Annotated in this window: 15 protein-coding genes; 9 read left to right on the top strand and 6 right to left on the bottom strand. The window is 60.9% G+C overall.

Going from position 1 to position 14,826, the window contains the following annotated elements:
- Positions 1–229: 229 nt before the first annotated feature.
- Positions 230–1,732: an MDR family MFS transporter gene (locus BFP96_RS27050; protein WP_083216701.1), complete on the bottom strand. Its 1,503-nt coding sequence runs from the start codon at positions 1,730–1,732 to the stop codon at positions 230–232.
- Between the two features lie 66 nt (positions 1,733–1,798).
- Positions 1,799–2,992, bottom strand: coding sequence for a 4-hydroxybenzoate 3-monooxygenase (gene pobA, locus BFP96_RS27045; RefSeq protein WP_065937376.1), 1,194 nt, complete (start codon positions 2,990–2,992; stop codon positions 1,799–1,801).
- A gap of 180 nt (positions 2,993–3,172) precedes the next feature.
- Here pobA and BFP96_RS27040 point away from each other — a divergent pair, with 180 nt between their 5' ends.
- Complete coding sequence (locus BFP96_RS27040; RefSeq protein WP_065897710.1) at positions 3,173–4,039, top strand: helix-turn-helix domain-containing protein; 867 nt, start codon at positions 3,173–3,175, stop codon at positions 4,037–4,039.
- 178 nt (positions 4,040–4,217) lie between these two features.
- On the opposite strand, the gene BFP96_RS27035 is transcribed toward BFP96_RS27040, so the two are convergent.
- Positions 4,218–4,397 carry a hypothetical protein gene (locus BFP96_RS27035; protein ID WP_065897711.1) on the bottom strand — a complete coding sequence of 60 codons (180 nt, stop codon included), beginning with the start codon at positions 4,395–4,397 and terminating at the stop codon, positions 4,218–4,220.
- 100 nt (positions 4,398–4,497) lie between these two features.
- Positions 4,498–5,403 (bottom strand): LysR family transcriptional regulator, encoded by a 906-nt coding sequence (locus BFP96_RS27030; RefSeq protein WP_065937375.1) that lies wholly within the window; start codon positions 5,401–5,403, stop codon positions 4,498–4,500.
- A 106-nt stretch (positions 5,404–5,509) separates the two neighbouring features.
- Here BFP96_RS27030 and BFP96_RS27025 point away from each other — a divergent pair, with 106 nt between their 5' ends.
- From BFP96_RS27025 to BFP96_RS27010, 4 genes are all read left to right on the top strand, one after another.
- Complete coding sequence (locus BFP96_RS27025) at positions 5,510–6,376, top strand: MBL fold metallo-hydrolase (RefSeq protein ID WP_065937374.1); 867 nt, start codon at positions 5,510–5,512, stop codon at positions 6,374–6,376.
- A gap of 35 nt (positions 6,377–6,411) precedes the next feature.
- Positions 6,412–7,026 carry an NAD(P)-dependent oxidoreductase gene (locus BFP96_RS27020; RefSeq protein WP_065897714.1) on the top strand — a complete coding sequence of 205 codons (615 nt, stop codon included), beginning with the start codon at positions 6,412–6,414 and terminating at the stop codon, positions 7,024–7,026.
- Positions 7,027–7,310: 284 nt separating this feature from the next.
- The gene (locus tag BFP96_RS27015; RefSeq protein WP_065937373.1) at positions 7,311–8,498 is read left to right on the top strand and encodes a cyanate transporter; all 1,188 of its coding nucleotides are present in this window, start codon (positions 7,311–7,313) and stop codon (positions 8,496–8,498) included.
- A gap of 137 nt (positions 8,499–8,635) precedes the next feature.
- Positions 8,636–9,592: a LysR family transcriptional regulator gene (locus BFP96_RS27010; protein WP_065886290.1), complete on the top strand. Its 957-nt coding sequence runs from the start codon at positions 8,636–8,638 to the stop codon at positions 9,590–9,592.
- Between the two features lie 89 nt (positions 9,593–9,681).
- On the opposite strand, the gene BFP96_RS27005 is transcribed toward BFP96_RS27010, so the two are convergent.
- Positions 9,682–10,605, bottom strand: coding sequence for a LysR substrate-binding domain-containing protein (locus tag BFP96_RS27005; protein ID WP_065893493.1), 924 nt, complete (start codon positions 10,603–10,605; stop codon positions 9,682–9,684).
- Positions 10,606–10,861: 256 nt separating this feature from the next.
- On the opposite strand from BFP96_RS27005, the gene BFP96_RS27000 reads away from it, so the two are divergent.
- Both BFP96_RS27000 and BFP96_RS26995 read left to right on the top strand, forming a co-directional pair.
- A complete protein-coding gene (locus BFP96_RS27000; protein ID WP_065893492.1) occupies positions 10,862–12,169 on the top strand; it encodes an MFS transporter in 1,308 nt (435 codons plus the stop codon).
- Positions 12,166–12,924 carry a substrate-binding domain-containing protein gene (locus BFP96_RS26995; protein ID WP_065886287.1) on the top strand — a complete coding sequence of 253 codons (759 nt, stop codon included), beginning with the start codon at positions 12,166–12,168 and terminating at the stop codon, positions 12,922–12,924. Before BFP96_RS27000 ends, BFP96_RS26995 begins: the two co-directional genes overlap by 4 nt.
- Here BFP96_RS26995 and BFP96_RS26990 read toward each other — a convergent pair.
- Entirely contained in the window at positions 12,916–13,818 is a 903-nt protein-coding gene (locus BFP96_RS26990) for a LysR family transcriptional regulator (protein WP_065886461.1), read from the bottom strand. The genes BFP96_RS26995 and BFP96_RS26990 overlap by 9 nt on opposite strands.
- A gap of 333 nt (positions 13,819–14,151) precedes the next feature.
- On the opposite strand from BFP96_RS26990, the gene BFP96_RS26985 reads away from it, so the two are divergent.
- On the top strand, positions 14,152–14,433 hold the full coding sequence (locus BFP96_RS26985; RefSeq protein WP_065897751.1) for a type II toxin-antitoxin system ParD family antitoxin: 282 nt from the start codon (positions 14,152–14,154) through the stop codon (positions 14,431–14,433).
- Entirely contained in the window at positions 14,430–14,732 is a 303-nt protein-coding gene (locus BFP96_RS26980; protein WP_065897716.1) for a type II toxin-antitoxin system RelE/ParE family toxin, read from the top strand. The genes BFP96_RS26985 and BFP96_RS26980 overlap by 4 nt, the downstream gene beginning before the upstream one ends.
- Positions 14,733–14,826: the final 94 nt, after the last annotated feature.

The following is a 14,826-nucleotide window of genomic DNA, read 5'->3' as shown; positions in this document are numbered from 1 at the left end:
GTTTAACGGGGCGCCTGAGATCAAGATCAAAAGCAGATCAAGATCAAGAGCGACTCGCTTCGCATCGTGGTTACGGTTGAGCGCTACAGAGTTGTGTAAATACCTATGCCCCGATGAGGAAGAGTCAGTGAGTGCATCCGTAACTGACACACCGCCATCGGGGGCAAGCCCCCTCCCACATTTGGATCGCGATCGGCACAGAATACCGGTCGGCTCTAAGGCCGCCGCGCTAACGCCCCCGCAACACCCGATCAGGCATCGCAATAGCCGCCGCCAACCCCAACACCGACACCCCCGCACTCACCATCAGCAAATGCCGAAACGTCATCGCCAACTCCCCCCGCAACGCATCCCGTGCCTCACCCGGCGCAGCATTGAGCCCATCGAGCAGCACATTACCGGAGTTGCTCTCGGTCAGCAGCGCGCCACTGGCCAAGTGGGCAAAACTGGCATCGCGCAACAACGCCAACAACAATGCCGACATGCACGCCACCCCCACCGCCCCGCCGAGGGAACGGAACAGGTTGGTGGTGCTGGTCGCCACACCAATATCGCGCTGCTCCACCGAGTTCTGCGTGCCCACCAACGAGGTCGGGAACTGCATGCCCGCCGCGATCCCGCACAACAGCATGAACAGCGAGGTCAGCCCGACGGCCTGGGGCGCGCTGAAGGCCATGCCGAGAATCGCCAGCGGGCTCAACACGGCGCCACTGAGGATCATCGGTTTATATCGGCCGGTCACTGAGGTCATGCGTCCGGCGAAATAAGCGCCCATCGGCAAGCCCATCGCCAGGGGCAGCAGGTGCAAGGCCGCGCTGTCGGCGCCGGCACCGGTCACGGTCTGGTAACGCAGGGGCATCAGCACGGTCAGGGAAATCGCCTGGAAGCTGGTGATGAAAATCGTGCACCAGCACAACACCGCGCTGCGGTTGACGAACAGGTGCATGGGCAACAACGGCTCGCGCGCGCGGCGTTCATGCCAGACGAACACGCTCAACGCCAACAACGCACAGACCAGCAGCCCAAGCACTTGATCGTCACGCCACGCACGACCCTGGCCGATTTGTGTGATGCCGAGCAACAAGGCGCTCAGGCCGATGATCATCAGCACGGTGCCGAGGTAATCGATAACCGGCTTGCGCTGCGGCACCGGCAACCCCACCAGGGTGCGATGGGCCACATACCAGGCGAGCGCGCCCAACGGCAGGTTGATCAAAAATACCCAGCGCCAGGACAGGTACTCGGTCATGTAGCCGCCCAGCACTGGCCCGGCGACGCTGGCCACCGCGTACATGCTGCTGAAGTAGCCCTGGTAACGCCCGCGTTCACGGGGCGCGATGATGTCGCCGATGATCGCCTGGCTCACCGAAATCATGCCGCCGGCACCGATGCCCTGGATAATCCGCGCCAGCACCAGTTGCTCCATGTTGTGCGCCAGGCCGCAGAACAGCGAGGCGACAGTGAACACGCCCATGCCGATCAGCATCATGGGGCGTCGCCCATACAGGTCACCGAGCTTGCCGTAGATCGGCACCGCCACCGTCATCGCCACCATGTAGCCGGAGATCACCCAGGCCAGCAGGTTGACGTCATGGAACTGCGCGGAAATGGCCGGCATCGACACGGCGACAATGGTCTGGTCCAAGGCGCCAAGAAAGATCGCCAGCATCAGCGCGGCAAGAATGCTGCGCACGGCGGGAACAGCGGGAGCGGACTGATTGAGAGGGGTCACGGCACAACCTTCGAGCAAGGCACGCAGGCAACGGCAGCCTGCGCAAATGCTGAATACGATAGCAGGCTATTCGATAGCCTCGTAAGGAAGCCCGACGTAATTTTCCGCGATGGTTGTGCGCCCGGCCTCGGAATTCATGAAGTAGTCCAGCTCACTCTCGGCAATACGCCGGGTGAAGTCATCCGCCTGGGGAAACTGATGCAGCATCGACGTCATCCACCAGGAAAACCGTTCGGCCTTCCACACCCGCCGCAGGCAGATGGCGGAATAGCGCTCAAGCAATTCCACACGCCCCTCGCCATACACCTTGAGCAGGATGCGAAACAATGTGCTCACATCACTCGCCGCCAGGTTCAAGCCCTTGGCCCCGGTAGGCGGCACGATATGCGCAGCATCGCCGAGCAGGAACAGGCGCCCGTACTGCATCGGCTCCACCACGAAACTGCGCAGCGGCGCGATGCTTTTTTCAATCGACGGGCCGGTGACCAATTGTTCGGCCAGGTCGACCGGCAGACGGTTTTTGAGCTCGGCCCAGAAGCGCTCGTCCGACCAGTCGGCCAACGGCTCCTGTGCCGGAACCTGCAAGTAGTAACGGCTGCGGGTCAGCGAACGCATGCTGCACAGCGCAAAGCCACGCGAGTGCGTGGCGTACACCAGTTCCGGGTGCACCGGCGGCGTATCGGCAAGCATGCCCAGCCAGCCGAAGGGGTAGACGCGCTCGAACACCTGCAACGCCTCCGGCGGAATCGACTGACGGGCCACACCGTGAAAGCCGTCACAGCCCGCGACATAATCACACTCCAGGCGAAAGGCCTGGCCCTGATGCTCGAAGGTCAGCCAGGGCTGATCACTTTTGAGGTCATGGGGCTGTACGTTCGAGGCTTCATAGAAGGTCGTGGCGCCGACAGCCGCACGGGCCGCCATCAGGTCGCGGGTGACTTCGGTCTGGCCGTAGATCATCACCGACTGGCCACCGGTCAGGGTCTTGAGGTCGATGTGGGTGAGTCGGCCATCGCGCGCCAGGGCGAAACCGTCATGCACCAGGCCCTCGGTGTCCATGCGTCGGCTGACGCCCGCCTCGCGCAGCAGGTCGACCATGCCTGGCTCCAGCACCCCGGCGCGGATGCGGCCCTGCACGTGGTCGGCGGTCTGGCGCTCCAGGACGAGGGTCTGAATGCCAGCGTTGTGCAGCAATTGTCCGAGCAGCAATCCGGAGGGACCGGCGCCAATAATGGCGACTTGGGTTTTCAGCGTTTTCATTATTTTTATGGCCTGCTGGCTTCACCCGAACCGAACGAGTGAAAGAGTTGTCATTGGACGTGTAGCTGACATTTTTCACCTGAGCGAGCAGCATAAGAAGGTGAAAACTGCTTTAAAGCCTGCGCTTTTTGCCAATCGGGGCGATTACCGCACCACTATCCTGAGTATCGGATTGAAAACATGACCAACACCGCGATTCCGGTCTTCAAGCTTTACGGGGAAAGCCAACAGTGGCCGACGCCCGATTTGTTGCACTGTGAAACCATTTCCCGGCGCAGCCGGGAATACCAGTGGGAGATCCAGCCCCACCGGCACGCGGACCTGTGCCAGCTGCTCTACGTGCATAAAGGCCAGGCACACCTGGAAATCGAAGGCCAGCGCACCACGCTCGACGAAGCCAGCCTGCAAGTGCTGCCGCCGCTGTGTGTGCACGGTTTTCGCTTTTGCGAAGATGTCGAAGGTTATGTGGTGACCCTGTCAGCGCCCCTGGTCAGCCATTTACAAGCGCAACTGGGCAGCACGATCGATGGCCTGCACACCCTCGGCAGTTACCCCGCGGGCAAGGACAGCGACTACCTCAATAGCCTGTTCGTGCGTTTGCAGGACGAATACGCCGGCGAACAACCGGCACGGGACATGATGATGCACGCCCTGGTCAGCGTGCTGCTGGTGTGGGTCAGCCGCCAGGCGATCCAGCGCCGCCACCCCAGGACACCGCGCAACCGTGAGTATTTCCGACGTTTCACCCAACTGGTCGAACAGCATTACCGCGAGCACCCCAAGATTGAAGACCTGGCCCACAAACTGGGCATCTCGGTCTCCCATCTCAATGGCACATGTCGGGAGTTGGGCGGGCAGCCGGCCCTGCAGATCATGCATGACCGCCAGTTGCTGGAAGCCAAGCGTTTGCTGACCTACACCAGCATGACCATCAATGAAATGTCCGAGGTACTGGGGTTTTCCGACCCGACCAACTTCTCACGGCTGTTTCGCCGCCGGGTGGGATTCTCGCCCAAGGCTTTTCGCGAGCAGTTGAAGCAGAGCTGAATGTGCGAGGGAGCAAGCCCTAATACTGTAGGAGCGAGCTTGCTCGCGAAAAACTCATAGGCACCGCGTTCATTCAGGAAGCACGCGTTATCGTTGACGTTTTTCGCGAGCAAGCTCGCTCCTACAGACTGGCATTGGGGCACGCCCACTCCCATAGTGATTTGCAGTGCTTTGAGAATCAACGCAGGGCGCTGAAACTGCCGGTGTGCGGGACGCATTGGTTTTGGTGGCAACTGATGGCGAACGCCGACGGCTGCATTCGCGTCTGCTCGACGCGATAGGCGGCTGTGCCATACAGCGCAGTAGCCAAGGCGCACAGGCTGAAAATCGTCAGGTACTTTCTGGTTTTAATGCTCATGGCACAGACCTCAGCACGGATCTACAAGGTGCTGGTTAAAGCATAGGTCACTCAGGGCAAGTTGCCATGATTGCAGGCCATTCAGCGCGCTTATGCCGCTTCAGAGACCGACATCCCACTCAGGCTCTTCGGGAAACCGCTGCACCAGGAAATCCAACAGGCTGCGCAACGCCAAGGGCATGTGTTTGCGCGAGGCGTATACCGCGTAGATATTCATCTGCCGTGGCTGCGCATCCGGCAGCAGACGCACCAGTTTGCCGCTGCGAATCAACTCACCGGCCTCATAGCTGGGAAGCATCGCCACCCCAACGCCGGCCAGAGTGATGCGCAATAACGTGCCGGCCTCGTTGGCGGTGATATTGCCGTGCACCGCCACCGACACATGCTCGCCGCGCTCTTCGAAATGCCACAGGCTCTTGCCAAAGTAGGAATGGGTCAGGCAGTTGTGCCGGGCCAGGTCTTCGACTTTCTGCGGTGCCGGATGCTCGCGCAAATAGGCTGGCGTGGCGCACACCACCGAGCGGCATACGGTCAAACGCCGGGCGATCAGGTTCGGGTCCAAGTCGTTACTGGTGCGGATCGCCAGGTCGATGCGCTCGTCCACCAGGTTCACCGTGCGGTCGAGCATTTGCAGGTCGACTGTCACCAGCGGGTAGCGTCTGACGTACTCGGCAATCGCAGCGCCCAACTGCGCCTGGCCGAACGAGGTGCTGACACTCAGGCGCAACAGCCCACGCGGGGCCTCATCGGGCTCGCTGACGGCGGCCTGCATATCACCACAGAGTTCCAGCAATTGCCGGCAACGCGGCAGGGTTTCACTGCCGGCAGCGGTGAGGCTGAGCTTGCGCGTGGTGCGGTGCAGCAGGCGTGCGCCAACCCAATCCTCCAGCTCGGCCAGGTAACGCGAGACCACTGGGCGCGACAGGTCCAGGTGGTCGGCGGCGGCGGATTGGCTGCCCAGGTCCACCACGGTGACAAACACGCGCATTGCTTGAAGACGATCCATGATTTGCCCGATTTCAGAAACAAACTATGTTCCAGCATCGCATTTTTTGTGGTGTTTTATGCAACTAAGCTCTGTTCACCCCTTACCCAAGGCAGGAGCTGCCCCGATGTTCTCGACGTTCAAACGCTTGACCCTGGCGACTGCCGCCCTGGCTTTCACTGCTCATGCCATGGCGGCAGACTTGAAACTTGAGGTGTACAACCCGGGCGAGGCCGCCATCTTCCCGGTCAGCTCGGTACTGGTCAGCGGCGCCCGGGACGCGATCCTGGTGGACGCGCAATTCGGCAAGGGCCAGGCCGAGCAACTGGTGCAGAAAATCCGCGCCAGCGGCAAGCACCTGACCACCATCTACATCAGCCACGGCGACCCGGACTACTACTTCGGCCTCGACACCCTGACCGCCGCCTTCCCCGACGCGAAGGTGCTGGCGCCACAACCGGTGGTCGACCATATCAACGCCACCGTCGCCGGCAAGCTGGCTTTCTGGGGCCCGAAAATGGGCGCCGACAAACCGGCCAGGACCCTCGTACCGCAAGTGCTCGAGGGCCACAGCCTGACGCTGGAAGGGCAGCAACTGGACGTCATCGGCCTGGACGGCCCGCAGCCGGATCGCAGCTTTGTGTGGATTCCGTCGATCAAAGCCGTGATTGGTGGCGTGGTGGTCGCGCAAAACATCCACGTCTGGATGGCCGATACCCAGACTGCACAGTCCCACAAGGATTGGCTGGCCACCCTGCAACGCATTGAAGACTTGAAGCCGACCACCGTGATTCCGGGCCACTACCTGGGCACCCCATCACCCGCTTCGGTCGCGTTCACCGCCGACTACATCAAGGCCTTCGACATCGAAACCGCCAAGGCCAAGGATTCCGCCGCCCTGATCGCGGGCATGAAAAAGCGTTACCCGAACCTCGCCGACGAGAGCTCGCTGGAATTGAGCGCCAAAGTCGCCAAGGGCGAAATGAAGTGGTGACTGGTTTTAAACCCTGACCTTTACTGGAGAACGTCATGAGCAAGATCGCAATCATTGGTGCCACCGGCCGTGCCGGTAGCCAACTGCTGGAAGAAGCGCTGCGCCGTGGGCATACCGTCACCGCCATCGCACGCAATACCGACAAACTGGCCGCACGCCCAGGTGTCACGGTCAAACAAGTGGATGCCCTGGAGGCCGATGCCCTGCAACAGGCCGTGAGCGGCAGCGACGTGGTGATCAGTGCCGCACACTTTGCCACCTTGCCCGCCAGCGCCGTGCTCGGTCCGGTCAAGAAGGCCGGAGTCAAACGCCTGTTGGTGGTGGGTGGCGCCGGTTCGTTGCTGTTGCCGGACGGCAGCCGCGTGATCGACAGCCCGGGCTTCCCGGCGGAATACAAAGCTGAAGCCAGTGCGGGAGCAGCGTTTCTAGACATGCTGCGTCAAGAGCAGGAACTGGATTGGACCTTCCTGTCACCGTCGGCCCTGTTCGATGGCACCGAGCGCACCGGTCAATTCCGTCTGGGCCAGGATCATTTGCTGGTGAGCGACGACGGTCAAAGCTCGATCAGTTTCGCCGACTTCGCCATCGCCATGATCGATGAAGTGGAAACGCCGAAGCACTCGCGTCAGCGCTTCACGGTGGGCTACTGATACAACCGGGTCTGCAATGTGGGAGCGTACACCGCCGTCTGTAGGAGCGAGCTTGCTCGCGAAAAACTCACAGGCACCGCGTTCATTCAGAAAGTACGCGTTATCGTTGACGTTTTTCGCGAGCAAGCTCGCTCCTACAGAAAGCCTTAAGGCAAGCCCCCTCCTACATTTGAACGGTGGCGTATCCGGCGCCTGCAATTTTTCAATAGGGCTAATGACTTTCTCATTTGCCCAGCCTCCCCCGCCCGTGGCCTGATTCGCCCTTGTTCATCCAAGGCAGGCCCATGCAAAACGTTCAGGCAAAACCCACCACCGCCGTGTGGCTGATGATCAGTGTGGTGCTGGTCGCCCTTAACCTGCGCCCGTCGATGGCGGCCGTGGGGCCCTTGCTGTCGTCGATCCGCGCTGATGTGCCGCTCAATTTCAGCAGCGCCGCATTGCTGACCATGTTGCCCGTGATGAGCATGGGCCTGGCGATGTTCTTTGGCATGGGCCTGGCCCGGCGCTTTGGCGAATACCGCAGTATCGTGGTGTCGCTGCTGGTGATTGGCGCAGCGACACTGTCGCGGTTGTGGCTGGATTCGGCGTTCGCGCTGATTGTCAGTGCCATGGCGGCAGGCGTCGGGATTGCGCTGATCCAGGCGTTGATGCCGGCGCTGATCAAGTCGCGCCCGGGCGACAATGTTTCAGTGTTCATGGGCCTGTATGTCACCGCGATCATGGGCGGCGCCGCACTGGCCGCGTCGTTTGCGCCGTTTGTGCAAGTGCACACCGGCAGTTGGCGCATCGGCCTGGCGATGTGGGCCGGGCTGGCGCTGCCGGCGCTGGTGTTCTGGTACGCCCAGCGCTCGGCGTTACCCGCTTTGCCTCAGGTCGACAGCGGCCCGCAGGCATCGTTTTTCGGTAATCGCCGGGCCTGGTTGCTCGCCCTGTTCTTCGGCTTCGGCACGGCGTGCTACACCTGCGTGCTGGCGTGGCTGGCGCCGTATTACGTCGAGCAGGGCTTGCGTGAGCAGCATGCCGGTTTGCTGCTGGGTTTGCTCACCGCCATGGAAGTCGTCTCCGGCCTGGTAACGCCCGCCATCGCCAATCGCCGCCGGGACAAGCGCGGCGTGGTGGCGGTATTGCTGGTGCTGATCCTGATCGGCTTCGCCGGCCTGATCCTCAGCCCCCGGCACCTGAGCCTGCTGTGGCCGTGCCTGCTCGGCCTGGGTATCGGCGGCTTGTTTCCCATGAGCCTGATTCTGTCCCTGGACCACCTCGATAACCCGCGCCGCGCCGGTGGCCTGACCGCGTTCGTGCAGGGTATCGGCTACCTGATCGCGGGCCTGTCGCCGCTGATCGCCGGAATGATCCGCGACCAGTTGGGCAGCTTCGAGGGGGCCTGGTGGTCATTGGCGGCTGTCGTGGCTGTGATGCTGCTGATGGTCATGCGCTTCAATCCGGCGCATTACGCGCGACATATCCACTGAGGTCGTGTTGTAAACAGTATTTGTCTCACCCAAAACATAGAAGAGTCCTACAGAGCTTTCTATTGGTACGAGCGTTCCGTTAACATTTTGCTCAGTCTTGTACTGAATTCGGTACAAAGGGTTTACGGACGAAACCGATGCTAAACAGCAACTTGCTCAGAAAGCTCGATATGCAGGACTTGATGGTGTTTATCGCTGTCTACGACCAGAGCAGCGTTACCGACGTGTCTGAAACGCTGTTCGTCAGTCAGTCCACCGTCAGCTACAGCCTGAAGAAACTGCGCACCAGTTTCGAAGACGAGTTGTTTATCAACACGCGAGCGGGCATGCGTCCGACGTACAAGGCCACCACGATGTACGGCCACGTACAGAAAATCCTCGAAAGCATCAACCTGTGCCACGCCGGAGGCCAGGCCTTCGACCCGACCCGCGAGGCCGTGACTTTCAATGTGTGCGCCCCGGAATACTTCGAACACCTGATCCTGCCGCGCCTGCTGAAAAACTTCGACCGTGCCGACCTGCCGGTGATCGTCAATGTGCAAAAGCTGGAAGCCGACATTCCCGCCGACGATTTGCGCGAAGGCCGCCTGGACCTGGTGATCGGCTTCGGCCCGAACTTTCACCGCGTCCATAAAGACTTCAAGCGCCAAATGCTGCTCGAAGACGACCTGGTGTGCGTCTTCGACAAACGCTCGGCGCCGCGGGAAGCGACGTTCAGCCTGCAAGCCTTCGTCGAGCGACGCCATGTGTTTCCCACGCCGTGGACCTCCGCCACCAACATGATCGACGGCTGGCTGGCGCGCCAGGCGCACAAACGCCAGGTGATCGCGCGGGCCAACAGCTACAGCGCGGCGTTGAAGATGATCAGCGGCACCGACTTCATCGTCACCCTGCCACGCCGCGTGCAAAAGCTGCTGGCGCCGACCTCGGCGTACGGGTGTTGCGAAGCCCCGCAGGGTTTGCCGGGCTTCACCCTGGACATGCAATGGAACCAGGCCAGCGAACAGGACAGCGCCAATACCTGGTTTCGCGAGCAGGTGGTCAAGGTGTGTGAGGATGAAGCGGCAAGCGGCAAGCTGAAAGCGGCGAGCTAAAAAAGCAGTAAGCGGTGCGGTCGCCTTGACTTGGCGCTTGCAGCTTGCAGCTTGCCGCTTGCAGCTTGCCGCTGCTTCTTTCCTGCACGTTACACCGGGAGCGCAAGCCCCCGATCACTCATGAACGCCTCCAGCCGTGAGCGCATCCAGCGCTCCGCCGGGTCGGTGTCGACGTGGCTGAGCCAGACCATCGACAAGTCCAGGGTCGGCGTTTCAAACGGAAACGCCTCGCAGAACAGGTTCCCGCCGGCGGCCATGGCCTGGGCCGCGTAGTCCGGCAGGCTGGCGATCATGTCAGTGCCGGCAAGCAATGCCGGCAGCGAACTGTATTGCGGCACCGACAGCACCACGTGCCGCTTGCGACCGATTTCGGCCAGCCACTCATCGGCAAACCCGGCCACGTTGGCGGTGTGGGACACCAGCACATGGGGCCGTGCGCAATATTCATCGAGGGTCAGCGGTGTGTCGGATGCATCGGCGCGCAACAGGCACGGCCGGATATGCCGCAACAGCTTGCGCTTGGCATTCGCCGGCAGGCCGCGGGTCTGGGTGATGCCGACAGTGATATCACCGGAGGCCAGCAGGTCGGGAATGCGCCAGTAATCCACATGCTGCACCACGAACACCACCTGCGGCGCTTCCTGGCGCAGCGCTCGCAGCAACGGCGGCAACAGGCCAAACTCGACGTCATCGGACAAGCCGATACGAAAGGTCATGGTGCTGATGGAGGGGTCGAAATCGTGGGTCAGGCTCAAGGCCGACGACAGCGAATCCAGGGCCGGCGACAAGTGCTGGATGATTTGCTCGGCGCGCGCAGTGGGCTCCATGCGGTGGCCGACGCGAATGAACAACGGGTCATTGAATAAGGTACGCAGACGGTTCAGGGCCGAACTGATGGTCGGCTGGCCGAGAAACAGCTTCTCCGCCACCCGCGTCACGTTGCGCTCGAGCATCAGCGCTTCGAAGACCACCATCAGGTTGATATCGGCCTTGCGTAATTCATTGCGATTCATCGGCGCCTGCCCCTTCCCCACGACAAGCCGCAGTTTAGAAAGGCAACGGGGCGGCGTCTATGTCGGTCGATGCATCGGTTTCTATGGGGGGGCGTATCGCAGAACAGGACCAACCCTCCAGACGATCCTTTGCATTGATAGCCCGCGCGCATCAATCTATCCAAATTTGTCACTTATCATTTCTAAATGTGTCAGCCACTATCCCAAGTCTTAAGCGAAACAAGCACTTTAAAAAGAACGCTGGAGACACAAAACCATGACTAGCCCTTCCCGGCCTGCGGCTGCCCCTTCGAAAGTAGGCGCCGTACTGCGCGTTACTTCGGGCAACTTCCTTGAACAGTTCGATTTTTTCCTGTTCGGGTTCTATGCCACCTACATCGCTGCCGCCTTCTTCCCTGCCGCCAATGAATTCGCATCATTAATGATGACCTTTGCCGTGTTCGGCGCAGGTTTCCTGATGCGGCCCTTGGGCGCGATCATTCTGGGTGCCTATATCGATGACGTGGGCCGCCGCAAAGGCTTGATCGTGACGCTGTCGATCATGGCCAGCGGCACATTGTTGATCGTGCTGGTGCCCGGTTATCACACCATTGGCCTGTGGGCACCGTTGCTGGTGCTGCTGGGTCGTCTGCTGCAAGGTTTCTCGGCCGGTGCGGAGCTGGGTGGTGTGTCGGTGTACCTGTCCGAGATGGCCACACCGGGCCGCAAGGGTTTCTACACCAGCTGGCAGTCGGGCAGCCAGCAGATCTCCATCGTGGTTGCCGCCGCGCTGGGCTATGGCTTGAACGTGTGGATGGAGCCGGCGGTGGTTGCAGACTGGGGCTGGCGCATTCCGTTCGCCGTCGGTTGCGTGATCATTCCGTTTATCTTCGTGCTTCGGCGTAACCTGCAGGAAACCGAAGAGTTCGCCAAGCGCAAGCACCGCCCGACCATGCGTGAAGTGATGGCCACCCTGGTGAAAAACTGGACCGTGGTGATTGGCGGCATGCTGATGGTGGCCATGACCACCACCGCGTTCTACCTGATTACCGTGTACGCACCGACCTTCGGCAAGACCGTGCTGCAATTGAGCACCTCCGACGCGCTGCTGGTGACGTTGCTGGTGGCGGTGTCGAACTTCTTCTGGCTACCGATCGGCGGCATCCTGAGCGACCGTTTTGGCCGCAAGCCGGTACTGCTCGCCATGACTGTGCTGACCGTTCTCACGGCTTATCCAGCGCTGTCCTACGTGGTCAACGCACCAAGCTTTGCGCACATGCTGGAAACCCTGCTGTGGTTCTCCTTCCTCTACGGCCTGTACAACGGCGCAATGATCCCCGCGCTGACTGAAATCATGCCGGTGGAAGTGCGCGTGGCAGGGTTCTCCCTGGCCTACAGCCTGGCAACCGCCGTCTTCGGCGGCTTCACTCCCGCCATCTCGACCTGGTTCATCCACATCACCGCAGACAAGGCTTCGCCCGCCTACTGGATGATGTTCGCTGCACTGTGCGCCCTGTGTTCCACCCTGGCGCTGTATCGCCGCGCCAACACCCGTGGCCAGGTCATGCAGGGGGCTGCGCAATGAAGCCGCTGTTCAACACCCTCACAGCCCTGGTCCTCGCCGCTCTGGCGCTGTCAGCCCAGGCTGAAGAACTCAAAGTGATGACCTCCGGCGGCTTCACGGCCGCCTATAAACTGCTCGGCCCGCAATACGCCAAGCAAAGCGGTGACACCCTGGACACGGTCCTGGGACCGTCCATGGGCAAGGCGCCGGAAGCGATTCCCAACCGCCTGGCCCGTGGCGAACACGCTGATGTAGTGATCATGGTCGGCTACGCCCTGGATGAGCTGATCAAACAAGGCAAGGTCGACCCCGCGTCCCGCGTGGAACTGGCCGACTCACGGATCGGGTTGGTGGTGAAAGAAGGCGCGGCAAAACCTGCGATCAATACTGACGCCGAGCTCAAGGCCGTGCTGAGCAAGGCCAAATCCGTTGCCTATTCGGACAGCGCCAGCGGCGTGTATGTCGAGAAGGAACTGTTCAAGAAGCTCGGCATGCCGGCCAAGGGCACCATGATCGAACGCGTACCGGTGGGCGAACAGGTGGCCAAGGGTGACTACGAAGTCGGCTTGCAGCAGGTGGCGGAATTGTTGCCGGTCAAGGGCGTGACGTTTGTCGGCAAGATCCCGGAAGACGTGCAGTCCGTTACGCGTTTTGCGGCGGGTATCCCGGTCAACGCCGAACACCCGGAAGAGGCCAAGGCATTGCTGCAGTTCATGGCATCACCCGAGGCACAACCGGTGGTGCGATCCACCGGCCTGGACTCGGTGTCACGCTGACCGAAACGGCATCTCCCGCACCAACCGCTCCAACTCCAGCGCCGCCGGCGGCAATGTCCGCCCGCGGCGCTTGATCAAGCCCACATTGCGCATCACCTGCGGTTCCACCAGCGGCACACTCACCAGAATCGGGTGCTCACACGCCGGCATCGCAATCGACGGCACCATCGCCACCCCCAGCCCCGCCTCCACCAGCCCGATCATCGTGGTCACGTGGTGGGTCTCGCAGATACTCGGCTTTTTCACCCGCACACCGCGCAGGGCCTGGTCCAGCAGGAAGCGGTTGCCCGAGGTTTTGTCCACGGTGATGTAGTCATGCTCGTAGGCTTCGGTCCAGGTCACGCTTTCACGCGCGGCCAACGGATGGTCACGACGACAGGCCAGCACATAGCGCTCCTGCAGCAACAGCTCGAACTCCACTTCATCGGCCAGGCTGCCGCTGAAACTCACGCCAAAATCCGCCTCGCCACTTTCCACCGCATTGCACACTTCACCGGCACTGGCATCCAGCACCCGCAGGCGAATCTTCGGATACAGCTTGTGGAATTCGGAGATGACGTGGGGCATGAAGTAATACGCGGTGGACGGCACACAAGCGATGGTGACATTGCCCATGCGCGTGGACGCGACGTTACTGATGCCCATCAAGGCGATGTCCAGGTCGTCGAGCATGCGTTCGACCTGAGGCAGGAATGCACGGCCAACCATGGTCAGGCTGACCCGCCGCGTGGTGCGTTCGAACAGCTTTACATCCAGGGCCGACTCGAGCTTTTCGATGCGCCGGCTGAGCGCGGGTTGCGAGATTCGGATGGCCTCGGCGGCGCCCCGGAAACTGCCCTTGTCTACCACGGCGCGGAAGGCTTGGAGGTCATTGAGGTCGAAGTTGATGATCACGGAAGGCAAGCCAGGATGGACGATGTGGCGGGCATTATCGTATGGGAGCGGGTAGGACGCCATGCGGACCGTGGCGGGTCTGTGGACATATTCCAGTTACACATATGAAGTTATACATATCAGCAGGTTATCGACTGCCTGCCGCCACGCACTTGCCGAAACGGGTCAATACTTGCTGCCTGACCTACACAACGGGAGCGGTAACACCTCATGCAAACCTATCACTTTTGGGCAGACGACGAGTCGCCGGACATCGGCATTGATCTGCTGCTCCTTGCATCGCGCCAATGGTTCAGTAGGATTGAATCCTACTCAACCTCGGCGGACCTCCAGATGCGCTCGACCCAGCAAATGAGCATTACACTGCCAATTGAAATGGCCACCTTGGTCAAAGCTAAAGTCGCCTCCGGCGAATATGCCACCGAAAGTGAAGTGATTCGCGACGGCCTGCGGGCCTTGCTGGCGCGCGACCGTGCCATGGAAGACTGGCTGCGCGACGAGGTGGTGCCTGCGGCTGCTGCCCTTGAGGCAGAGCCTGAGCGGGCCTTGTCCACCGAGCAGGTTCGCCAACACATGGCGGCTAGACGCCAGCGAAAAAACCCAGGTAAACCGTGAGCTACTCGGTGGTTTTCGCACCGCAAGCCCTGGCTCATCTCGATGCTCTTGAAGACTTCATCAGCGATGCAGCCTCTGCTGCAGTGGCTGCACGCTTTGTCGACAGGCTCATCAGCCACTGCGAAAGCTTTTCTCTGTTTCCCTTGCGTGGTACGCGCCGCGACGACCTGCTGGCTGACTTGCGCATCACGCATTACCGACACAGCACCGTCATTGCCTTTACGGTAAACACCGCGAACAAAACAGTGTCGATCCTAGGCGTGTTTTATGGAGGGCAACGCTATGCAGGGTTGCTTTAGCTTCGCCAGGGTTGATGTCCACGGGTCCAATGCGTTCGGAATAGGCGAAACCTGCGCAACTTCGATACGAAAGCACTCGAAATACTTCTAAATC

Origin of the sequence: Pseudomonas sp. 34 E 7 (genome assembly GCF_900005715.1) — a bacterium.
In the GTDB taxonomy this organism is placed as follows: Bacteria; Pseudomonadota; Gammaproteobacteria; order Pseudomonadales; family Pseudomonadaceae; genus Aquipseudomonas; species Aquipseudomonas orientalis_A.
Note: the sequence above shows the minus strand (reverse complement) of the source record. Positions and strands in the feature narration are given on the sequence as shown.